This window comes from Paenibacillus glufosinatiresistens (genome assembly GCF_031470375.1).
In the GTDB taxonomy this organism is placed as follows: Bacteria; Bacillota; Bacilli; order Paenibacillales; family Paenibacillaceae; genus Paenibacillus_AQ; species Paenibacillus_AQ glufosinatiresistens.
Genome location: NZ_JAVFHT010000015.1, coordinates 50,532 through 73,918, shown reverse-complemented (window position 1 = coordinate 73,918; position 23,387 = coordinate 50,532). Strand labels below are relative to the sequence as shown.

The 23,387-nt window shown below is 62.5% G+C and carries 14 protein-coding genes; all 14 read left to right on the top strand.

From position 1 onward, the window contains the following. Positions 1 to 12 precede the first annotated feature (12 nt). The 14 genes from RBI05_RS14965 (at position 13) to RBI05_RS14900 (ending at position 23,386) form a co-directional block, all read left to right on the top strand. Complete coding sequence (locus tag RBI05_RS14965) at positions 13 to 2,775, top strand: condensation domain-containing protein (RefSeq protein WP_310551700.1); 2,763 nt, start codon at positions 13 to 15, stop codon at positions 2,773 to 2,775. Then, positions 2,756 to 3,997 carry a condensation domain-containing protein gene (locus RBI05_RS14960; protein ID WP_310551699.1) on the top strand — a complete coding sequence of 414 codons (1,242 nt, stop codon included), beginning with the start codon at positions 2,756 to 2,758 and terminating at the stop codon, positions 3,995 to 3,997. Before RBI05_RS14965 ends, RBI05_RS14960 begins: the two co-directional genes overlap by 20 nt. After that, positions 3,972 to 5,576 carry a non-ribosomal peptide synthetase gene (locus RBI05_RS14955; RefSeq protein WP_310551698.1) on the top strand — a complete coding sequence of 535 codons (1,605 nt, stop codon included), beginning with the start codon at positions 3,972 to 3,974 and terminating at the stop codon, positions 5,574 to 5,576. Before RBI05_RS14960 ends, RBI05_RS14955 begins: the two co-directional genes overlap by 26 nt. Then, positions 5,560 to 7,137 (top strand): condensation domain-containing protein, encoded by a 1,578-nt coding sequence (locus RBI05_RS14950; protein ID WP_310551697.1) that lies wholly within the window; start codon positions 5,560 to 5,562, stop codon positions 7,135 to 7,137. Before RBI05_RS14955 ends, RBI05_RS14950 begins: the two co-directional genes overlap by 17 nt. Position 7,138: 1 nt before the next feature. After that, entirely contained in the window at positions 7,139 to 8,299 is a 1,161-nt protein-coding gene (locus RBI05_RS14945; protein WP_310551696.1) for an ACP S-malonyltransferase, read from the top strand. Positions 8,300 to 8,334: 35 nt separating this feature from the next. After that, positions 8,335 to 12,198: a beta-ketoacyl synthase N-terminal-like domain-containing protein gene (locus RBI05_RS14940; RefSeq protein WP_310551695.1), complete on the top strand. Its 3,864-nt coding sequence runs from the start codon at positions 8,335 to 8,337 to the stop codon at positions 12,196 to 12,198. A gap of 25 nt (positions 12,199 to 12,223) precedes the next feature. Beyond that, on the top strand, positions 12,224 to 16,708 hold the full coding sequence (locus RBI05_RS14935) for an SDR family NAD(P)-dependent oxidoreductase (RefSeq protein ID WP_310551694.1): 4,485 nt from the start codon (positions 12,224 to 12,226) through the stop codon (positions 16,706 to 16,708). Next, positions 16,705 to 17,925, top strand: coding sequence for a beta-ketoacyl synthase N-terminal-like domain-containing protein (locus RBI05_RS14930; protein WP_310551693.1), 1,221 nt, complete (start codon positions 16,705 to 16,707; stop codon positions 17,923 to 17,925). The genes RBI05_RS14935 and RBI05_RS14930 overlap by 4 nt, the downstream gene beginning before the upstream one ends. A 19-nt stretch (positions 17,926 to 17,944) precedes the next feature. Beyond that, entirely contained in the window at positions 17,945 to 18,670 is a 726-nt protein-coding gene (locus RBI05_RS14925; protein ID WP_310551692.1) for a thioesterase II family protein, read from the top strand. A gap of 21 nt (positions 18,671 to 18,691) precedes the next feature. After that, positions 18,692 to 20,293, top strand: a complete 1,602-nt coding sequence (locus RBI05_RS14920) for a non-ribosomal peptide synthetase (RefSeq protein ID WP_310551691.1) — start codon at positions 18,692 to 18,694, stop codon at positions 20,291 to 20,293. A 41-nt stretch (positions 20,294 to 20,334) separates the two neighbouring features. Next, positions 20,335 to 21,009 carry a 4'-phosphopantetheinyl transferase family protein gene (locus RBI05_RS14915; protein ID WP_310551690.1) on the top strand — a complete coding sequence of 225 codons (675 nt, stop codon included), beginning with the start codon at positions 20,335 to 20,337 and terminating at the stop codon, positions 21,007 to 21,009. A 192-nt stretch (positions 21,010 to 21,201) separates the two neighbouring features. Further along, complete coding sequence (locus tag RBI05_RS14910; RefSeq protein WP_310551689.1) at positions 21,202 to 21,846, top strand: accessory gene regulator B family protein; 645 nt, start codon at positions 21,202 to 21,204, stop codon at positions 21,844 to 21,846. Further along, complete coding sequence (locus RBI05_RS14905) at positions 21,809 to 21,982, top strand: cyclic lactone autoinducer peptide (protein WP_150459337.1); 174 nt, start codon at positions 21,809 to 21,811, stop codon at positions 21,980 to 21,982. The genes RBI05_RS14910 and RBI05_RS14905 overlap by 38 nt, the downstream gene beginning before the upstream one ends. Before the next feature lie 96 nt (positions 21,983 to 22,078). Next, a complete protein-coding gene (locus RBI05_RS14900) occupies positions 22,079 to 23,386 on the top strand; it encodes a sensor histidine kinase (RefSeq protein WP_310551688.1) in 1,308 nt (435 codons plus the stop codon). Position 23,387: the final 1 nt, after the last annotated feature.

The window sequence follows — 23,387 nt, the reverse complement described above, 5'->3', positions numbered from 1 at the left end:
GGAGGAAGGCGGATGGAACCTGTAAGAAGCGGCGTCCGGCAGTACGCGATGCACCCGCTGCATGAGAAGATTGTCTATGCCGAGAAGCACCGCAAGAATTATGATATTTACTTTGAGCTCGAGCTCAGCCGCAGTCTGGACCCGTCCGGCGTTGAATCCGCCGTAGAGGATGTGCTGGGATTCTATGAAGCGCTCCGTCTGCGGGTTGCCCGGGCGGAGGACGGCGCCGGGTACGCCTTCCGCCTGCAGCCGGACGAAGGCGGCGAAGGATTCCGGAGCGGGACGACGCTTCAAGGGGAGAAGCTGGATCTATTCGGCGGGGGACCGCTCGCCCGGTACTACTATGACCCGGAGCGGGGACGTCTGGAATTTCTGATCCACCATCTGGTCTTCGACGGCGACTCGCTCGGCCAGTTCGCCGCTGCGCTGGAGCGGCGGCTGGCGGGCGGGGGCCTTCCCTCCCCGGAAGACGCGGGAGGCTGGTCTCCCCAGCCGCCGGCGCGGGGAGACGAGGGGGCCGAGCGGCAGAAGGCCCGCTTCCGGGAAGACTTCGCCCGGGCTCAGAGGGGCCGGGAACCGGAACGGGAACGGCTGGAGAATCCCGCCTACGGCTCCATCCGGCTGTCGCCGGAGGCCTGGACGGCGCTCGGCTCGCTGGCGAAGAAGTGGAGGACGACGCGCTTCGCCGTCTCGGCCTTCACGGCGGCGCTGCTGACCGGACAGAAGGAGAGCATCGCCGGAGTCGTGGTGTCCCGCCGGGACCCGAGAATCCAGAGCGGCAGCGTCGGCAACTTCACGGATGTGGCGCCCTGTGTGCTGCGGCTGGACGGGTCCGCCGGCTTCGCGGCGAATGCCAGAGGCATGCTCCGGCAGTGTCTCCACGGAATGACAGGCTCGGAGGGCCTGTCCTATGGCGAGTATATGGAATTGCTTGGAGCCGGCGGCTATGACTTCGTGCTCTCCTACACGAAGATGGCCGACCCGCTCCGGGAGTCGGCTTATCTCCTCGGCCTGACGCTGGGAAGCTATCTGTACAAGTATGACAACCATCTTCAATTCAATGAGTATGAAGACGGCCTGTCCCTCGAATTCCGCTGCGATTGTCCGCGGGTCCGCCGCGTGAGCGAACAGCTGGAGCCGGCGCTGCTGGCGCTGGACCGGGCTGACCCCGACGAGCGGCTTCGGCCGCCGCTTGGGAGCGGCATGGCGACCGACCCGGCGGCGGGCGAAGCGTCCGCCCAAGCGGCAGACGGATCGCCGGAATCGCCTGGGAGCGAACCGCTTCCGCCCGCCGCGGCAGGCAGAACGCCGCTCCGCTCCGCCCCCGCATCCTCCGTCACCCGGACCTTAAGCAATCTGCTGGGGCGCGGCGCGGATTCGGACCTTCTGATGGAGGTTCTCACCTCGTTTGACATTGCCTATCTGATTACCGAAGCCTACGAAAGCTGGGGCATCCAGCTGACCTACCATGATGTCTATGACTCCCATACTCTCGGCGACCTCAAGAACCGGCTGAAGCAGCTGGCCGGCGGGGCGGAAGCGGACTTGGAAGCCGCCGCCGCCCTGGAGACCGGGCCGCCTGCGGACTCCAAGCTTCCGGAAGCCCCCCGGCAGTACCGGCTGCCGGGATTCGGAACTGCCATCTTCATCGACAGCTTCCGCTTTCTCCACTCCGACCTCTATGATGTCCGCTACGCCTTCCGGCTCGGCAGGGATATGGAACCCGGCTCATTCCGCCGGGCGGTTCAGGAGACGATCCGGAGCAATGAAATCTTCTTCACCGCCTTCGCGTATGGCGGAGGAGAAGTCACGGCGACGGCAGGAGCCGGGGAGGAGGTTGAACTTCCGGTCCTGGAGCTGGAGAGCCTCGCCGATCTGGAGCGGCAGCGCAAGACGATCAGCCCGAGAGCGGGCGGAGCCCTGTGGGACATGAAGATCGTCCGCGCCGCCCGGGAGAACGGCTGGTACTTCTACCTTCATCTGCATCATCTGCTGATTGACCATCACGGCATCGGTGTTCTGCTGGATCAGATTGCCGATGCTTACCGGGGACAAGCGCTCCGGCCGGTTCAGTACCGGGAGCTGGCCGAGGCGTACGAGAGCGAGATTGCCGCCGCGGTGCGCCGCTGGAGACTGCCGGAAGGAGCGGCGGCGGAGAGCGGCGGCAGCCTGGGCCGGGAAGGACTCGGACAGGGCCGGTACAGGCTGCGGAGCTGGACGCTGGACACGAAAGGCCTGGGACCGGAGGAACTGGAATACGAGGCAGCGGCCGCTCTGGCCGGTACGGCTGCCCGGTTCTTCGGCCGATCGTCCGGGAGCATCGGAGCCGTCTATCACGGCCGGGTGATTCCCGGCGCCAGCCGGGTCATCGGCTCCTTCGCCCGCGTGCTGCCGGTATACTTCGCGGAGGACGATCCCGACGTGCTGCGCAGCAGCCTGCGGACGGCCAGGCTGAACCAGGCGGCGTCCGTCTATGATCTGCAGCGCAGCGGCCTGCCGGCGGCTTACCCCCGGATTGTCTGCCAGATTCTGCAGGAGGACAGCGGCCGCGGCGGCATCCTAGAAGAGACGGTGGAGCTGGGCGGCTGGTCGAAGTTTCAGTTATTCGTCAACCTGACCGCAGGGCGCCATACCGGAAGGCTGGATTTCTACATCGACGACAGCCTGTATACCCCCGAAGAAGGGGAGGAGTTATTCCGCCGGATGGAGGAGGCGCTGGCCGGCAGAGGCCAGCGGGAGGAGGGAGCGGAGCGCCATGAACGAGCCCGGGCCTGAATGCAGCCCGCTGACCCAGCTGCAGCGCAATATGTACATATGCGGCAAGCTGCCGCTGTACCGGCTGCCGCTGCTGTACCCGCTGCGGGAGAACGACTCGTACGAAGAGGTTCGTCAAGCGGTAACCGACACGCTGCTTCATTATCCCGCCCTTCAGGTCCGCTACAGCTACCTTCCGGAGAGCCGAAGCTTCATCCAGCAGCATGTTCCGCTCGAAGCGGATACGCTGGAGATTCCCGTGGTGAAGGAATGCGGCGACGCTGTCAGCTATATCCGCTCGTCCGCCGCTTCGGTTGATCCCGCGGACGGATACCCGTGGAGGCTTCAGTTCCTGGAGGACGGGAACCGGCGCTATCTGTATCTGGAGTTCCACCATGTCTGCATCGACGGCCTGGGCATCCGCAATCTGGAGGAGACGCTGGAAGCCCGGCTGGCCGGCCGCCCGCCGGGGCCGCGAGGCCGGGATTTCGAGAGCTACCTCCGGGTAAGCGATCTGGAGGCGTCATGCGGGCCGGGCTCCGGCTCATTCGGGGGCTTCAGCGGGGGCTCCGGCGGAGGTTCCGGCCGAGGTTCCGGCAGGGAAGGGCCCGCAGCCGCCCGGATTCCTCCTGCGGGGAAGGGCGGTTCGCCGGCCGCAGACCGGGTATGCCTTCCGCTCACCGGGAGCCGGTGGGAGCGGGTGGAGCGGATCGCCCGGAGACTCGGCGTCTCCCGCAATGCGGTCTGCCAGGCAGCGGTGGAGGAAGCTGTCCGCCGTTGCGGCGAAGGCTCCGTCTACGGTGTTATCGGCAACTGGCGCATGGCGTTCGGAAGCTTCCGCGATGTCGGCTGCCATGTCCGGATTATCCCCGGAGTGATCGGGGAGGCGGAGAGCCCGAGAGAGCGGATGAAGCGGATCTTTGCCGGGCAGCTGCCCGGTCTCAGACGGGAGCCGGAGGCCGAAGAAGGCGCGGGAAGCCGCATGGAATATGCCATCGTGTATTCCTATGAGGAGAATCTGTTCCGCCGGATGCGCTTCATTCCGGCGGACCGATTGAGCAAGTTCGATATTTATATCCGGGTCTGCCGGGAAGGCGAAGAAGCCAAGGCAGAGATTGAATACAACCGCAGTAAGTACGAACCGTCCCAGATGATGCAGCTTCTCGGCATCCTGGATGAGGTTCTGGAGAACTGCGCTCAAGAGGAGGAAGAGAGCGGTGAACTTGCTCGAGAAATTCGATGAAATATTCGCGAAACAACGGGAATCTGTAGCGATTACCGGGAACCTTGGCCATATTACCTACCGCAGGCTGGACGAATGGACCCGCGCAATCGGGAGCGAGCTGCGCCGGATGGGCCTCGGCAAGAACGATGTGGTCAGCGTGGAGACCGCCAACAAGCTGGAGGCGATCGTGCTGCTGCTCGGCATTGTCCGGTCGGGAGCGGCCTACTGTGTGATCCCGGCGGATTATCCCGAACACCGGAGAACGCTGATGCGCAGCAAGGTGGGGGCGAAGGCGGTGCTCGGGAGCGCCGAGTTCCGCCGGCTGACCGCTTCGGGTCTGACAGAAGAGGTACTCCCCGAACCGGCGGTCCGGGAAGAGGACAGTCTGCTGTACGTCATCTTCACATCGGGGTCCACGGGCGAGCCGAAGCCGGTAGCCATCGAAGACCGGTCGATCCGCAAAATCGCCGGCCACGCCGAGTTCTACGCCGGAACGGTCATGGGCCAGTTCGCCCCGCTGGAATTCGACGCCTCGGTGTACGAGCTGTTCGGCGGACTCCTGAACGGCATGACGCTCCGGATGGTGGACAAGGAGGAGAGTCTGGACTTCGATCTGCTGCCCGCGATTCTCGCCGAGCTGGATACCGCCTTCCTGACTACCCGACTGTTCAATCTCTACGTGGACGAATGTCCGGAGGCGCTGTCCCGGCTGGAGCTGATCCTGACGGGCGGAGAGCGGGGCTCTGCCGACCATTTGAAGCGGGCCGCCCGCAGTTCCCGGGTTCTGCACGTATACGGGCCGACCGAAACGACCGTATTTGCCACCCGGTACGCCGTCCGCGGCGACGAGACCGAGATTCCGATCGGGCAGAGCTTCGACGGCGGCCGTCTTCTGGTCCTGAATGAGGAGGGCGTACCGGCCGTTCCCGGACAGCCCGGCGAGCTGGTAATCGCCGATTCCGGGCTGATGCGGGCGTATATCGGAGAGCCGGAGGCGAATGAGAAGGCGATTCTGGAGATCGGAGGCGTCCGCTACTACCGGACAGGCGACAGCGTGTACGAAGATCGGGACGGGAATCTGGTCTATGTGGAGCGCAGGGACCGTCAGGTCAAAATCGCGGGGTACCGCGTGGAGCTCGGCGAAATCGAGCGCTGCGCCCAAGCCTATGGACTTCGCAGGGATTGCGTCGCCCACTATGACGGAAGCCGGCTGATTCTGCTGATTACCGACGACGTCGAGCCGGAGGGATTGCGCAGCCATCTGAAGAGCCGGCTGCCGCACTATATGATCCCTTCGGTCAAGTATGCGGCTCAGGTTCCGATGAACGGCAACGGCAAGACGGATGCCAAGGCGCTGACCGCCATCCGGGAGGAGGCGGAAGCCGCCGCCGGTGCCGGCACCGACATTCTCGGCGTCGTGGAGAGAGTGCTGCGCAGCCCGGTTGCCCCGGACAAGACCTTCCTGGATCTGGGTGGGGACTCGATTCAGGCGATGGAAATTATATGGGAGCTGGGCGGCAAGGGCTACGAGCTTGACCTTGACCTGCTGTTCCGGTGCACCCTGGAGGAGATTGTGGACCATGTTCAAGCCAGCTAGCGACAATGAAGCCCGCATTCTGGCCGCCTGTCTGGAGAACCGCGGCGCCTACAACATTCCGCTGTTCATCCGCTTCGGCCAGGGGCTTGACCTTCCCCGGATGTACAGTCTGCTGAACCTCTATTTTGAGCAGCTTGAGATCTTCCGGACCTCCTTCCGCTTCAGCGAAGAGAACGGATCAGGCCGCTTCTTTAGGCAGGTGCGGGAGGCGTGCCCCCTGATCGAGATCCGCGTCTTCGATAAGTTGGACAAGGACCGGGTTGCCGCAGAGCGTCTGATCGCGGTGGAGGACGAAGAATGGGTCCGGGCGCTGCTCTGCCGGTCTGCGGAGGATGAGGCCGATTACCTGTTCCTGAATCTGCACCACGCGCTGTTCGACGGCTTCAGTGTCCGGCTGTTCCTGGAGGATCTGCTGCAAGCGTATTACGGGGAAGCGGACAAGCCGTCTTCGCTGACTTCGCTGACCCCGGCGGCGCGGCAGGAAGCGGCCTTGGGAACGCCCGTGTCCGCAGCGGCGGAGTCCGCCGGCGCTTCCGAAGAAGCGGAACCGGACTTCGGCGGTTACAGCCGGTTCAGGGAAGCGCTGGCCGGGAAACGGAGCCGCGCTGCGGCTGCCGGAGTCAGCCGTCAGCTGGAGATTCCCTATAGACGGGGAGAGGGACGGCGGTATTCGGATTTCACGCTCGTCCTGTCCGCCTTCGCCGTCAGCGTTGCCGGTTGGCTCGGAACATCCGGGGCCTATCTGGCCTACCCGGCGCTGGGACGGAGTCCGGCGCAGTACCGGACGCTCGGCAGCTTCGCCCGGCTGATTCCGTTCCATCAGGAATTCGGAGCGGGGGAGAGCCTGGAGCCGGGGCTGGCCGAGATTCAGCGACGCACCTTGGCGGCAGGCCGCGGGGAGAGCGCAGCCGGATTCGCCGGAGAAGCGATGGACCGGCTGAATATTTACCGGGATCTCGTGTTCGACTACAAATCCGGCAGCCTGATCTCCAAAGTGCTCGACGCTGCGCGGGAGGTCACCCTGGAGGAAGCCGAGGGCTACCGGGACGAGAAGTACGGTCTGCACTTCTCGGTCTATCACGACACCGCAGGGCAGAGCCTCCAGCTGACCGTTCAATCGGCGGAATACGGCGAAGAAGAGCTGGACCTGCTGACCGGCTCCTTCGCCCGGACGGTGCAGGCGCTGTGCCGGGACGATTGGGAAGCGGCCGCCGAGCCGCTGAGAACGGCCGCCGCGCGGCAGGCGTCCGTCCCGGCTGCCCCGGCGTCTGCGCCGGTTAACCCGGCCGCTCCGCCGGATGAACCGGCAGAGCGGCCTCTGGCGGACAGCGGCCTCAGCGGCCGCGTCGGACGGATCGTCTCGGAGTTGATCGGCGAGGAGAAGGTGCCGGCGGCGGAGAGCTTTTTTGACCTCGGGATGGATTCCACGCTGCTGGTCAAATTCAAGAAACGGGTCAGGGAGACGTTCAACGTCAATCTGAAGATCTCGGATTTCTTCAACTACTACACGTCGGATCTGTTGTCTCAAAAAATCATGGACAGTCTTAAGGAGGCTAATTGAAATGAACATTGCGCTGCTGCTGGCAGGACAGGGAACCAAATTTCCGGCCGAGACGGTCCGGACCTGGCTGGAGGAAGAAGATACGCTCGCGCTGATCGAACAGGCCGAAGCCGTGCTGGGAGAGCCCGTGCGCGAATGGTTCTCCGGCGATCTCAGCAAGGATACGCGCCTGGCCCAGCTTGCCACGTATGTCGGGTCGATGTGCATGTACCAACTATACCGGAAGAAGATCGGATTGTATCCGCGGTACGTGCTGGGACACAGCCTGGGCGAGCTGACGGCGCTGACGATTGCCGGAGCCTGGAGCTACGAAGAAGGGCTGCGGCTGGTCGATCTGCGGGGAACGGCGATGAAGACGGCCATCGGGAGCCAGGAGAGCACGGGGATGATGGCGATCTTTGCGCCCCCGGAGACCGTTCAGGCGCTGGTCAAGGAAGACAGCGGCGTCTATATCGCCAACTATAACTCCGCCAAGCAGACAGTGATATCCGGAGGCCGGGAGGCAATTCAGGCTTTTGCCGCCGCGAACGGGCTGGAGGGCGTCGTGCTTGGAGTCAGCGGAGCATTCCACACGCCGTATATGCAGACCGCGGCCGATTCGGTATACGCCGCTCTGGAAGGGTGGTCCTGCCAGACGCATCTGTCCATGCATGTCATTGGCAACCGGGAAGCCGGCTTGTACCGTACCGAAAGGGTCCGGGAAGAAATAGCGGCCCAGATTGTCCATCCGGTTCTGTGGAAGCAGTCGGTGGATTACGCGCTGAAGCAGGGGGTCCAGCGGTTCATCGACCTGTCGCCGGGGGGGATGTTCGCCGGGATGCTGGCAGGCCAGGCGAAGGTGGACGCCTTCCATACGGAAGCGCTGAGAGAAGTCCTCGCCGCCGAGCTGAAGGACGATCTGGAAGTGGACCGCCATTACGATCTCTTCTCCCGCGCATTGGGAGTGATCGTCTCGACCAAGAACGGCAGCGACGATGCCGAAGCCTACGATCACGTTGTGGTCAGCGGGTATAACCAGATCAAGTCGCAGATCGGCAAGCCGGTGACGGCGGAGGAGGTGCGGCGGACCCTGGAGCTGCTGGAGCTGATTCTGAAGACGAAGAAGGTTCCCGAGGAGCAGATCCATTATCACTGCCGCAAGCTGGCCTGGAAGGCCGGATAACTGGACCCGATTGGAGTCGGGAAGGAGATGAGAAGGTGCTAACAGGCGATATTGCAATTACCGGTCTGGATCTCATGCTTCCCGGATGCGGGGATGTCCGCGAGGTCTGGCGCGATCTCCGGGACGGAAGGGTCTCCGGCGGCGCATTTCCGGCGGCGCGGAGCGAGCAGCTCGGGCTGCCGGCGGGGGAATCGCCGTTCATGCCGGGTTCCTACCTGCAGCGCATTGATGAATTCGACCACAAGCGGTTCGGTCTTTCGCAAAAAAGTGCCGACTACATGGACCCCAACCAGCGGCTGGCGCTCCTGTCCGCTACCCGGGCCATGCACGATGCGGGCTGCCTGGATTCGATCCGGGGATCGCGAAGCGGCGTGTACGGCAGCGTGAATACGACCCAGCAGTACCAGTATCAGCAGCTTCTTCAGGAAGAAGGGCTGACGCCCGAGCTGCTCGGCATGCTGAACTCGACCATTTCAAGCCGGATCAACTTCGTGTACGACCTGCGCGGGCCCTCGCTGATGACCGATACGGCCTGCTCCTCCTCGCTGGTCTCGGTCATCCAGGCGTCGGAGGATCTCCGGCGGCGCATCGTCGACCGGGCGGTGGCGGTCAGCGTCAACGTCTATGTCAAGCCCGGTCTCCGCAAGGACAAGCTGGTGAACATCCTGGCCGCAGACGGGAAGACCCGGTCGTTCGACGAGCGCAGCACCGGCACGTCGATCGGAGAGGGCGTATGCAGCGTCATTCTGAAGCGGCGCGAGGATGCCGAGCGGGACGGCGACCGCATCTATGCACTTATTCGCAATTATTCGCTGAACAACGACGGGCAGACCATGAATATGTCGTCCCCGAACCCGGAAGCGCAGGCCAGACTTCTGCGGGAAGCCTGGGCGCCGGTGGGAGACCGCGTAGGCCGGCTCGCTTTTGTCGAAGCCCACGGAACGGGAACGGCCATCGGCGATACGATCGAATTCGAGGCGCTGAACGCCTATTTCCTGGCCCGCGGATTGAAGGCGCAGACGGTCGCCCTGACCGCCGGGAAATCCAACTTCGGCCACCTTGATGTCGCGTCCGGCTTGTTCTCTCTCATCAAGTCGGCCCTGTCCCTGCATTACCGGACGGTGCTGCCGCATCCCGACTTCCGGGTGCCGAACGAAGAAATCGAGTTCGTGCCTTCTCCGTTCTACATTCCCGAGCGGTGCGAGGCGCTTGCGCCGGACGCGCTGGCAGGCGTCAGCTCGTTCGGAATGACCGGCACGAACGCCCATGTCGTTCTGGAAGGCTGGGCCGGGGAGCCGCAGGCGGAGCGGCCGGAAGGCGCTCTTCCGCTTCGGCTGGCCCGGTACTGGTTCCCGAAGGAAGGCAACTCCTTCAAGGTCCGCCATGCGCTTCAGCGGATGGAGAGCGAGCGGCGGCTTCTGGTGCAGTTCCCGCTGCACAGCCGGAAGCACTGGGAGATCGCCGAGCATAAATTCGGCTCGGAGCATCTTATGGTCGGGACCGCCGTATTCGAGATTCTGGCCCAGGGACTGGGCGGAACGGCCTACAGCCTCGAGAAGTACGATCTGGCCCATCTGCATCTGCTGCGCCAGCTCTCCGTCTTCAGCGGCGGATTTACCGTTACGCTGGAGCTGGACAAGCAGGAGCTGAAGGGGAGTGTGCATTACACGCTGGAGGAGACCACGCTTCCCTGGCTGCAATTCGAGCTGCGGGAGAGGCCCCCGCAGGAGAAGCTTCGGCAGGAGGAGCCCGAGCGGCAGGCGCTGGCGGTACCGGCGGAAGCCGGCATGCGCAGCCTTCCGGTAACGAGCCAGGTGGGCGAGACCTGCGAGGACATCGCCGTCTCCCGCCGCTGGGAAGTGGTCGATGAGCTCTGGGTCAGCGAGGAGCTGGACCGGGCGGTTGTCCGGCTCCGGGTGCCGGAAGGACTGGAGCGGGAGTTCGGGCAGTATGCTTTTTACCCCGCGATGCTGGACCCGGCCTTCAATGCGCTGAACCGACTGGCCGAGCCGGACGAGATCGTATTCCCCTGGCTCTGGAACGAGGTGTCGGTCCGGCAGACCGCCCTGGCTGGACCGGTTCTCCAGTCAGAGATCCGGCTGCGCGAGCGAACCCGGGATGAACGGGGACATGTCATTCTGTCCTTCGACGTGGACCTGTTCGACGGGCAGGGAAGGCTGGCGCTGTCGGCTCGCGGCTATCAGGCCAAGAATGCGACGCGGGACGCCGCCGGAGCCGAGCCCGCGGAGCTGCGGGGCTTCTTCCACCGGGAGCAGCTGGTGCCGGCCTGTGCCGGCTTCCGGGAAGCTCCGGCGCCAGGCACGCTGCACCTGGCGCATGAATCGCTGCGGGGAACGGTCGAGGCGGAAGCCCCGGTCCGGTACTTTGCCAGTGTCCGGGAGCTGCTGGAGCTGCTTCCGAATCTGGAGCGGCAGGGTGCCGCCGAGCTGTTCCTGTGGGACCGGAGCTGCGGCGGCGAAGACGATATCGCCGGGCGCACCTATGAGCTTGGACAGGTGCTGCTTAAGCTCAATGGCTGGCCGGGACTGAACCGGCTGACCTACGTGACGAACGGGTTGACCGGAGGAACGGAGGGAACCGGGGTGAGCCCGGGGAACCGGGCTGTGGCGCTCGGCCTGCATTCCCTCCGGCTGGAGGTCCGGTACGCCGTGGTCCTGATCGACACGGACTATACGCAGACCGGCCGGCTGGAGCGGCTGGAGCCTTCCGGGGAATCCTGGCTCGTCCAGCGCGGCGGCGAACTGTACGCCGTGCGGCTGAAACGGTTCCAGCCCGCAGCGCCGAAGACGCCGCTCTTCGCGGACGGCGATACGGTTCTGGTGCCGGGCGGCGGATCGGGCATCGGAAGGGCGTATCTGGCATACGCATCCAGCCGGTATCCCGGGACGCAGTTCATCGCCGCCGGACGCCGGGAAGAAATGCCCGCTTGGCCGCAGGATGAAGCGTCCCATTTCGGCTCCGGCTTCGGCCCGGCCGGCCCCAACGTCCGCTATGTCCGGCTGGACATTACGGACGAAGCGCAGGTCCGGGCATTCGCGGACCGCGCCGGCGGCATCGCCGCCGTGCTGAACTTTGCGGGCGAACCGGCGCAGGGGCTGTTCCTGAACAAGACGGAAGGGGACTTCCGCAAGAAGGCGGAATCCAAAATCGCCGGTTCCGCACTGCTCGGCCGCTGCTTCGGCGAGGCAAAGGCCATCTTCCACTTCTCCTCGCTCGCCGGACTGATCGGGGCGGTGGGCCAGGCGGAGTACTGCATGGCTAACGCGTACCAGTCGGGCCTGGCACTTGCGGAAGGCAGCGTCCGGACGCTCAATCTGACCGGCTGGTCGGATACGGGCATGTCGGCCGGACAGGCCGATCCCTTCTTCGAGAAGGTGGACCGGGAGCGGGGAGCGGCGCTGCTTGACCGCTTCATCCAGTCCGGCGAACGGTATGCCTCGATGTTCCGGCTGACGGGCCCGGCTGCTGAAGCCTACACGTCCCTGCTGGCCCCGGCCCCCCGGCCGAAGGCGGAAGCGGGAGCTGCGGCAATCGCCGGAAGCAGCGGAGCAGCGGCGGGCGCAGCGGACCTTAGCGGGCATGACGGGGTGCTGCATGCCTGGAAGCTAACCCTTGGCGAAGACGAATATGATCCGTCCGTCAGCTTTTTTGAACAAGGCGGAGATTCCATTACGATTGTGCAATTGTGCGATGAGCTGAACCGGATTTACCCCGGCGTCTTCGATGTCACGACCCTGTTCTCCGTGTCCACGATTGAGGGACAGGCCGCTCTTGCCGGCGGAAGTCCGGAAAACCGGGCCGCTGTGCAGGCGGCGGAAGAGACGGCAGGCGAACCGCGGTTTGATCCCGCCGATATCCTCGCGTTCCTGAACGCATAACCTATCCGAAAAGAGGCGATTCCCCATGCAAGCTAGCGAATATATTTATGGCCAGGTTCAAAAAGGGCAGCTCGACGCCGAGACCGGCAAGTCCCTGCTGGAAGAGATTCTGCCGGACGACATCGCGATTGTCGGCATGTCCTGCGAGTACTCGGACGTCCGGGACGCCTTTGAATTCTATCAGGCGATCAAGCACAGCAAGCGCGGCTTCAAGACGTTTCCCCAAGACCGCGTTGCCTATATCCCGAAGGACCACAGCTATCTGCTGAACGGAGCGGCCCACCTGAAGACGACCCCGGAGGACTTCCTGGACCGGCTGTGCAAGGAACAAGGAGCGTATCTGGAGGAGATTGACAACTTCGATTATGAATTCTTCGGCATGTCCCGTGAAGAAGCCCGCTATGTCGATCCCACGCACCGTCTGGTAATGAAGCATTCCTACCTCGCTCTTGAAGACGCAGGCCTTACTCTGGACCGGGTGAAGGACAGCCGGACGGCCATTTATATCGGCAAGGACAAATCCATTACGGCCAGCTACCGCTCCGAGATCGAGGAGGACTCGACCCATGTGAACGCAGGCAACTGGGAGGGCATTCTGGCGAGCCGGCTCAATTATCTCTACAACCTGAGCGGCGGGTCCTTCGTCATCGACACGGCCTGCTCCTCCTCGCTGGTGGCGGCCCATCTGGCGGTGAAAACGCTGCGCGACCACGAGATCGACAGCGCGATTGTCGGCGGGATCGCCCTGGGCCTGTTCCCCCGCCAGGGCAGCGTCATCGACCAGTACAGCAATGTGGAGACGCCCCGCTCCTTCCTGAAGGTGTTCGACGCCGAATCGCAGGGCACGATCTTCGGGGAAGGCGTCGGCATCGTCATCCTGAAGCGGCTGAAGGATGCGGTGGCGGACAACGACAACATCCACGCCGTCATCCGGGGCAGCATGATCAACAGCGACGGCCGCTCCAACGGACTGACTGCGCCGAACCCCCACGCCCAGAAGGATCTGCTGATCGACGCCTATGAGCGCAGCGGCATTTCGCCGGAGACGGTGGAGTACATCGACGCCCACGGAACGGGAACGAAGCTCGGCGATCCGATCGAGGCCAGAGGCCTGACGGATGCCTACAAGAAATATGTGAGCAAGCGGGGCTTCTGCGCCCTGACCAGTCTCAAGGAGAACATCGGCCATACGGTCGGCGCGGCCGGAGTGGGCGGCCTGATCAAGATGTCGCTGGCGCTGGAGAACCAGGAGATCTTCCCCAACCGTTCGTTCGAAGCGCCCAACGAGTATATCCGGTTCGTGGACAGCCCGTTCTATATCCCGACCGAGCCCGCTGCCTGGGTCCGGGGCAAGTACCCGCGCCGCGGCGGAGTCAGCTCTTTCGGCTTCAGCGGAACGAACGCCCACGTCATTCTGGAGGAATACGAACGGAAGGTGCAGCCGGAGGAGCCGGGTATTGTGTATCCGTTTCTGTTCAGCGCCCCGACCGCGGAGCAGCTTCTGGCCGTGCTGAATAAGTTCGACAAGCATGCCGATTACTTGAACCGCTACCGGCTGAAGGACCTGTCCTATACGCTGCTTCGCCGCAGAGACCGCCATCTCTCGGCCGTCGGATTCCTGGCCGCCAGCCGCGAGGAGCTGGCGGACAAGCTCCGCGGAGCCGCCGCGCTTCTTCGGAACAGCGGAAGCGTGGCGGACGGCATTGCGGCTTCCGAAGGAGCAGCAATGTCCGCCGACATGAAGAAGCTGACCCAGCACCGGCTGCGTTCGGACAGGGCGTCGGTTACGGCGGAAGAGCGGCTGCGGCTTGCGCTGGACGGACTGGAGTCGGCCTTCGACGATTTCCCTTACGGCGATGCGGTCACGGTCTCCCTGCCGGGATTTGAATTCAAGCGCGTCGTGCTCTGGGCGAATGTCAAAACGTACAGCCGGCCGGTCAAGGCCGAGCAAGGCCAGCCTGTAGCCGGAAGACTGATCCGCCGCCAGACGCTCCGGTCGGAGAAGACGGACGTGTACCAGGTTACGCTGCACCCGGACGACTGGTTCGTCGACGACCACCGGATCGGAGGCAAGCGGACTTTCTCGGGAACGACGTACACCCAGCTCGCTTCCGAACTGGCGGTGCTCTACTACAAGACGCCGGCGTACACGCTGGACAAGCTGTACTTCAAGAGCCTGATCCAGCTGGACGACAAGACGCCAAAGACCTTCTCGGTTCTCGTCCACAAGCTTGCGGACGGCCAGCTTGAAGTCGAGGCCTTCTCCTACGAAGGGGAAGCGCTGGAGAACTATACCGTGCATGCCGTCTTCTCGATGAGACAGGCGGAGGTCGTACCGGCCGAACTGAGCCGCATTTCCACCGACTCGTTCGGCGAGCTGGCTCCGGCGGTTCTCGGCGCGGAGAATAACAGCTTCTTCAAGGGCCGCTGGGACTTCTTCGGCCACAACTTCCAGATGGATTTCCACACGCCGGGCCTGGTCAGACTTTCGCTGGATCTCAATCCCAAGTATGCGGACGACCTGAAGGAGTATCATCTCCATCCGTCCATCCTGGATGGACTGATGGGCGCCATGGTCTATGAGCGCGCCCAGGAGTGCGGCAAGACCTATCTGCCGCTGTCCTACGGCAAATTCACCTTCACCGGCGTGCCGTTTACCCGCAAAGTCTACTCGGTCACCGAGATGCTGTACAATCCGGCAGCCGACCATGACGTCATCACGGGCAATGTATCCGTGTATACCGAGGACGGACAGCTGATCGCCTTCGTGGACAAATACAGCATGAAGGCCTTTGCCAATGTGTATTTCCGTCCGCAGCTGCATACCGTCCGGTGGGAGCCGTCTTCGGTCGCGCCGAAGACGGGAGCTGCGGAGCTTGCCGGTACCCGGACCCTGATTGTAGGCGACCCGGCCGCCGCCGGCATCTGGACAGAGGGAACGGCGGACGTAACTTATGCCGATTACCGGCAGGAACTGACGGCTGGCGAACGGTACGACGCCGTGATCTATGCGCCGTGGCTCTCTCGGGAAGAGGAGACCGAAGCCGGGCAGCTGGACGAGGAACTGGGCCATTACTTCCGGTTCGCCAAGGCGGTTCCGAAGCTGATCCGCCGCGGCGGGAAGCTGATTGCAGCCGCAGGCCGCGGGCTGACCGCTTCGGCAGAGGGAACCGTGGACCCGCTGCAGTATGCGCTGCTGAGTTCGGCCCGCATCCTCGGTATGGAGAACACCGGCTTCTCGACGATCATGGTGCAGAGCGACGACTTCGCGGTGGACCGGCTGGTCGGCCTGGCCATGGAGGAAGAGCTGGCGGGCAAGAAGCTGATCCTTAAGAACGGCATCCTGTACGAAGAGACGCTGGCGGAGCTTGGCGATACCGAGCCGAACCGCTTCGAGCTCTCGGACGGCGACATCGTCGTCGTCACCGGCGGCTACGGCGGCATCGGACTGGAGTATGCCGAAGAGCTTCAGCGCCTCCACTCCGGCATCCGCCTTGCCGTTCTGGGCCGGACCGACACCCTGGCGGTCCTCTCCGCGAAGGAGACGCGAACGGCGGAGGAAGAAGCCAAGCTCCTCCGGCTGCAGGACCTGGCCGCCCGGGGAGAGATGACCTTCCACCGCTGCGACCTGGCTTCGGAGGAGGAGGTCCGGCAGACGCTGGAGCAGCTGGCGGCACAAGGGCCGATTGCCGGCGTCGTGCATCTGGCCGGCGTGCCGGAAGACGGGATGCTGTTCAGCAAGACCCGGGAGCAGTTCCGCCAGGTGACCGGACCGAAGGTGACGGGAACGGCGCTGCTGCGCAAGTACACGCGGGAACAGCCGCTGCGCTTCTTCGTAGCCAGCTCTTCCATGACGACAATCGCCGGATCGCCCGGACAGTTCGCCTACACGCTGGCCAATGCCTATCTGGAGGGAGCCGCCTTGGCGGACAACCGGATGACGGCGGTGCAGTGGCCCGGCTGGAGCGAGACGGGCATGGCGCTGGCGTTCGGCGATATGGCGGCTGCGGACGAGCATCTGCTGATGAAGTCCCTCCCGACGCTGATCGGACGGGAATATATCAAGCTGTCCCTCGGCGCAGGCGTGCCGCGAATCATTGCCGGCGAATTCAACCGGAACCGGGCGGCGGACTATCTGGGCCCGTACATGCAGCTTCCGCAGACCTGGGCGGACGCCGCCGAGGCCAAGCCGGCCGCAGCGGAAGGCGGCGAAGCCGGCAGCTATGCCATCAAGAGTTATGACGCGCTGACCATTATCGGCGCAGAGAGCCAGGATACCGTCGAACAGTTCGTGACCGTCGTCTTCGCTTCGGTGCTGGATCTTCAGGAAGTGGATGTGGACAAGAGCTTCACGGACCTGGGAGGCGACTCCCTGAAGGCCTTCGGCATCTACAAGCCTATCGCCGAGCAGTTCCGGATTGATATGGAGGTGGCCGACGTGTTCATCTACCCGACGGTCCGCCAGCTCAGCGGCTATGTCCGGGAGCAGCTGGAGGTGGGAGTGGCATGACCGATTCCGCAAGAGAGGTGGTTATCGTCGGATGCCGTTATGATCTGCCCGCAGCCCAAGCGCAGGAGGCGGAGCGGCTGCTGGCAGCCAAAGCGGACATCTGGGAAGGGCGGCTGGAGTCGCTGTCTTCCCGGGTGGGCCGCACCATCGAAGGGGCGGGTTCCTTTGACGGCCTGTTCTACCCTTCGCTCGAGGACCGCTTCCCTCTGGAAGGGATCGAAGAGGAGCGGACCCGGTTCCTGCTCTCCAGCGAGCGTATCACCCTCTCCCTGTTCCAGCCGCTGCTCGGCTCGCTGCGGGGAGAAGAGGGCGGGCTGCTCGTCTCGGCCGGATCGGCGCAGACCGATCAGCTGGCCAAATCGCTCTATATGCAGCTGGAGCCGGAGCTGTTCCGGCAGGCCTTCGAGCTGCTGGACCCGCTTGGTTACCTGAAGCTGCTGAGAACGGGCAGGGCGCCGGCTCTGGAGACCGTCAGCGAGGCCTCAAGCTCCGGCGCCGGCTCCCTGCTCAGCGCCTACAACCGAATCCGGTACGGGCAATTCAGCACAGCGGTCTGCGGCGGCTCCTGCGCCGCCACTCTGCCGCTGCCCTACGAGCTGTCGGCGTTCGGCTTCGGAGACGACCGTCTGATCCAGCCGTTCGAGCAGGGGGCCTCCGGCCATTACTATTCCGAAGGCGGCGCCGCCTTTGTGCTGAAGGAGAAGCAGCGCGCGCTGGCCGACGGAGACCCGATTCTGGCGGAGATCCGGCATATCGGGACAGGGGCGATGGGCAGCTCTGTCGTCAACCGCAACGTCATGAAGAAGCTGATTGCGCAGTCGCTCGAAGCCGCCGGCATGGAGGCGGACGCCGACATCATGATGGACCTGTACGGCAGAGGCAACGAGATTGACGACTCGGCGGAATTGTCCTTTGTCCGCAATCTGCGCAAATCGTATCCCGGCCTTAAGGGCGGCTTCCTGAAGCAGGATGTCCAGTATGTCGTCGGCTACTACGGGCTGATGGGCCTGTGCCGGCTGCTGGAGGCCCGGCAGGAGGGCGGCGAGCTGGCCGGCCGGAAGATCGAGACGCCGAACCGTCTCATCGGAGCCGTGCGGGAGGAAGACTGGACGACGGAGGCGGCCCGGTATACCCGCTTCTCGATCCCGGTGTATTCCATGCACGGGAACGCCTATCACCTGCTGATCGACACATCGCCGGACCGCTTGGCCGGATAACGACAAGGAGGAGAAGACCGTGAAGCTGATCTGCTGCCCCTATGCGGGCGCCCATGTCAATGTATTTACCGGGCTGCACAAACAAATCCGTGCCCGGCTGCCGGACCTCGGCCTGCTGGCCGTTGAATATGCGGGCCACGGCCGGCGTCTCTCGGAGCCGGCGCTGGAATCCATTGCCGAACAGGCTGCCGACCTGCTGGCCCGGCTTGAGCCGGAACTGGACCCGGATGAAGAGCTGATCCTGCTCGGCTACAGCATGGGCTCGCTGATTGTCTATGAACTGGCCCAGCTGCTGAAGCAGCGCGGGTTCCGCATAGGGAAGCTGATCTTCATGGCGGCCACCCCTCCGCACCGCGTCCGGGTCAGTGAAGAGGATCTGGAAGAAGACGAGGCTCTGCTGGAACACTGCCGCGTCTACGGACTCATCAAGGAGCATCAGTTCGATTCGCCGCAGATGCGGCGTCTGTTCCTTCCGGCGCTGCGGAGCGATATAGCGGCGGTGGGCCGGTACAACACTACGAACGGCTACCGGTGCCGCCGGTTCCCGGCGGAGATCGAAGTAGCCGTGTTCCAGGGACGGAGCGACCGTTCCGTCACCGCGCCGGAAGACTGGAAGGATGTCACCGAAGGTGAGCTTGCCCGTTACGATTACCCGGGAGGACACTTCTTCCTGTACGAATGCCAAGAGGAAGTCGTCTCGGATCTGCTGCTGTTCATTCAGGGCTCGAAGCGGCCCGCGATCTGAAATTAGGGGAGGAAGATTACAATGACAAGTATACTGGAGCTTTTTCACACCCATCTGACGAGCCGCGGAGAGACGGTCGCGGTGTCCGAGACGAACCGGAGCATCACCTACTCCGGATTGAACGCCCTCTCGAACGGGTACGGCGATCTGCTGGCGAAATCCGGCATCGGGCCGGGGGATGTCGTTGCCATCGAGCTGGAGCGGAGCATCGAAGCCATCGCCGCCATGCTCGCCATTCTGAAGGAGGGGGCCGCCTATACGGTCATCAACAAGAGCTATCCCGAGACCCGGAAGCAGTACATGCGCGAGACGCTCGGCATCCGGCTGACGATCGACGAGGTGCTGGAGCCGCAGGCCGGGCGGGAGAGCGAATGGCAGACCGCAGGCCGGTCCGCCGACCAGCTCTGCTACGTGATCTTCACATCGGGAACGACATCGCTGCCCAAGGCGGTGGGCATTCCGGACCGGGGCGTTCTCCGGCTTCTCGGCGAGAAGCGGCTCGGGCTGGAGGCGGGGAAGACGATCTCCCATATCAGCCCGCTGGAATTTGACGCCTCGATCATCGAGGTGTGGGGCGGTCTGCTCAGCGGCATGACCGTGGCGCTGATGTCGAAGACGGAGGTGCTCAATATTTTCCTCGTAGAGAAGCGGATCAACCAGGAGATCGACATGATGTGGATCACCAGCTCGCTGTTCAACTTCTGGGTGGACAAGAAGCCCGAAATGTTCAAGCGGCTCGACCGCGTCATTGTCGGCGGCGAGCAGCTCAGCCTCCAGCATGTGCGCAAGGCGCTTCCGTATACGGCGGTCATCAACGGCTACGGTCCGACCGAGAACACCGTGTTCACGACGCTGGACGTCATGGAGAGCGAGGTGGAGGAGATTGCAATCGGGACGCCGATTCACGGAACCGGGGTATTCGTTGTGGACGAGTCGGGTCTGGAGAGCGAAGAGGGCGAGCTGTATGTGACCGGCGAGGGAATGGCGCTCGGCTATCTCGGCAATCCCGAGAAGACCGCCGAGGTGTTCACCGAGTGGAACGGCATCCCGGTCTACCGGACCGGCGATCTGGTGCGGAAGCTGGCGGACGGCCGGATCTCCTATCTGGGGCGGAAGGATACGCAGGTGAAGGTGAACGGCTACCGCATTGATCTCCAGGAGATCGAATATGCGGCCAAGTCGCTGGGAGCCCAGAATGCGCATGCTTTTGTGCAGGACAAAAAAATCTGTCTGGCGGTCACGACCCGCCTGGAGAACCTGAACGGCAAGCTGAAGTCGGTGCTTCCTATGTACATGCTCCCGGCGAAGACGGTCTACGTGTCCGAGCTTCCGCTCACGGACAACGGCAAGACCGATACGCGGACGCTCTATGAACGCTTCTTCCTGCCGAAGGATAAGAAGGTCGCCCGGATTGTGCAGCGGTACGTGAACACGGACCGGCTGACGCCGCAGACCGATTTCTTCGAGCTAGGCATGGATTCCATCACGGTATGGGAGATTGCCCGGGAACTCAACCAGACGTTCGGTTCCGATTTCAGCTTCTTCGATATCATCGAGAATCCGACCGTTGCCGCCATCTCGTCCATGATCGGGGAAGAATACCATGCCGCGTACAGCCTGTAAGGCGTGAGACATCTGATGAAACGGTAAGGAAGTGAGCCGATGTGATACACCCCGTATTGATCGAAATGGATGCCATGCCGGCGATTGAAGCGGAAGACACGCTCAGCCGGACGGAAATGGACATTTACCGGAACATGGTGAATGAGGGAAGAAGGCGGGAATTTCTGTACGGCCGGTATGCCATCAAGAAGAGTCTGCTGGAGCACTTTATCGGGGAGCAAAAAGCCTTCGATCAGATCACGGTCGATTACGGCGTTCTTCGCTACCCCATTCTCAAAGACCATGTGGTTGAAGTGGGGTTGAGCCACTCGAAGCAATATGTTCTGGCGGTGCTGTATACGAAGGACCAGCTGGTCGGCGTGGACGTCGAGACCATCCGCGACGGCATTCCCGTCGACGATATGCTGAGCGAGGCGGAACAGGCGCTCATCGCGCAGGCCGGATTCCGGGAAGCGTTCGGGTATATGTTCTTCAGCTGCAAGGAAGCGTTGGGCAAGGCGCTGCGGATGGGGCTGCTGGCCGACTACCCGGTCTATGAGATCAGCGGGATTGCCCGGGACGGGCGGTTCCAGCGCAGCGTATACCGCCTGAAGTTCGCCTGGTTCCCGTTTCTGACCGGCTACTGCTTCATGAAGAATGAGATGGAGATTTGCAGTATCGTCGTTCCGGCCAAAATGGACATCGAAGCCGCACTGGCGGCGCTGATGGCTTCATAAGAATTTATCCGGCTCCCTCCCTGAAGACAGCAGGGGAGGGAGTCTGTCTGTGCAGCTAGGTGTTCCGCTGCAGCAGTTAGGACAAGATTCGGTCCCTTTTATACGCAAACAGGAAGGAAAATCGCATTGTCACGCCTAAAATGTTCACGAGTCTGTCAAGGAGTTAAGATAGATTCAGAGAGGAGATGAGATATGACGCTGAAAGCAACCGCTGCCAGGGTATCCATGACGGAGAAGGCCGCTGCCCGGCTTACCGCTCTGCTCAGCAGAGGCCGAGAGCTGGACCGGCTGGAAGTCCTGAAGATGAAGCTGGGAATCGAAATGCTGCTGATTAATCTGAGCAAAACGACTCTCATCTATGCCGCTTCCGCCGCCTGTCATCTGCTGTGGCAGACCCTTGTGCTCCATGCCGCCTACTATGCGGTGCGAAGGAGCTCCTTCGGTCTCCATGCGAATACGAGTCTGGGCTGCACCTTATCCAGCGCCGTCCTGCTCCTGGGACTGCCGTATCTGGCAATCCGCCTGCCCTTTGGCAATTTCCCCGTACTGCTCACATCCCTGATCTGCCTGTGGAATCTGGCACGGCACGCGCCGGCCGACACCAGCAAGTTCCCGCTCCTTGGACCGAACCGGCGGAGAAAGCTCCGCAGTCAATCGCTGGGCGCCTGCCTGGCCGTCACGGCAGCCGCGCTCCTCTGCCCCGCGCCGTTCAAGGCGCTGCTCATGCTGGGCGCTGCACTGCAGACGCTGATGATTCACCCTTTTACATACCAACTATTAAAAAGGAGTGTTAATAACTATGAACAATATGAAGCAGGATCGGTTAGCCGGAATTAGAGGTCACATGGCGCATGCGCTCGGCAGTCTGGCCATCAAGAGCGGCGAAATGTCGCTGGAGAAATGCTGTTTCTTAATCGGATACGAGCCGGAACTGCCGCTGGAGCTGTTGAAGAGCGCTCGGGAGGACAAATAAAGGAGACGAGGAAAAAACGGCCATTTTCTGTTGACCGATGGAAAAGGGATTTGATAGTATGGTTGGAAATAGACATGATCTTCTGAAGGAGCATCCATGTATACGTTCCTCTGCCTGCTAATCCAAATCCTGACGGTTGTTCTCTCCGCTTATGTCATGCTGGACTACAAGGTAACCTCCAGGGAACTGCTGATTCTGATTCCCGGCTCCCAGGCACTGGCTTATCCGCTGTATCTGCTTCTCGGAACGGCCAGCATCTTTGTGGTTCTGCCCGTCATTGCGCTGTTTCTCTGGTACCATCTGAGGCGGCTCATGGTCAGTATTCTGACTCCGGTCATCGCCCTCATTCTGCTCGTGCTGAGCGACTATGTTCTCAACCTGGTCAGCATTCTCCTGCTGGACATCAACTTCAGCCAGACTCAGGCCTCGATCGGCTGGCCGGCCGTTCTCTACAGTCTTGGCATCCTCTGTCTGTCCATTCTGCTTAGCTTCGGCATCCGCCGACTGATTCAGCTGATCCTCCAATACAAAGAATTCACGAAGAAATACGGCGGCCTCTTCCTGCTGCTGAGCGTAACGACCTTATCGATCTTCTATATCAATATCTTCAACGGCGAACAGCAGGGCTTCTCCGAACATAATATTCAAGCGAATTCCCTGCTGTTTCTGTTCTATTTTGTCCTGCTGATTGCCGTGTTCTCGGTGCTGATCCGCGTCATTCTCAAAGAGACGGCGCTCAAGAGCAGGCAGGAGCATTACGAGCAGCTGATGGAATACACCAGCACGCTGGAGTCCATGTACCGGGAGATGCAGCAGTTCCGCCACGATTACATCAATATTCTGATGACCATGTCGGAGTATATCCGGGCCAACGATATGGACCGCCTGCAGGCTTATTTCGAGAACAAGATTGTTCCGATCAGCCGGGGAATGCAATCGAATAATTTCAAGCTGGGCGCTCTGCAGAATGTGAAGCTTCAGGAGCTGAAGGGCATTCTGTCCTCCAAGCTGATTCAGGCCCAGGAGCTGGGCATTGATACGGTCATTGAGGTGGAAGAAGTGATTGAGAGTACGCCGATGGACTCGGTCGATCTCTGCCGGTGCATCGGCATTATTCTCGACAACGCCATTGAAGAGGCGGTGCAGTGCCAGGAGCCGGCGATCAATGTTGCGCTGATCAAGCGTCCCCAGTCGGTTCTGATTGTCGTATCCAACAGCTGCCGGCCGGATACGCCGTTGATCTACCGGATGTATGAGCGGGGCTTCTCCACCAAGGGAAGCAACCGGGGGCTTGGACTGAGCACGCTTCGGGAAGTCGTCAGCGGTTCCAGGGAAGCCACGCTGGATACGGAATGCCGGGACGGACGCTTTATTCAGGTGTTGAGTATGGAGGAGGTATCATAGT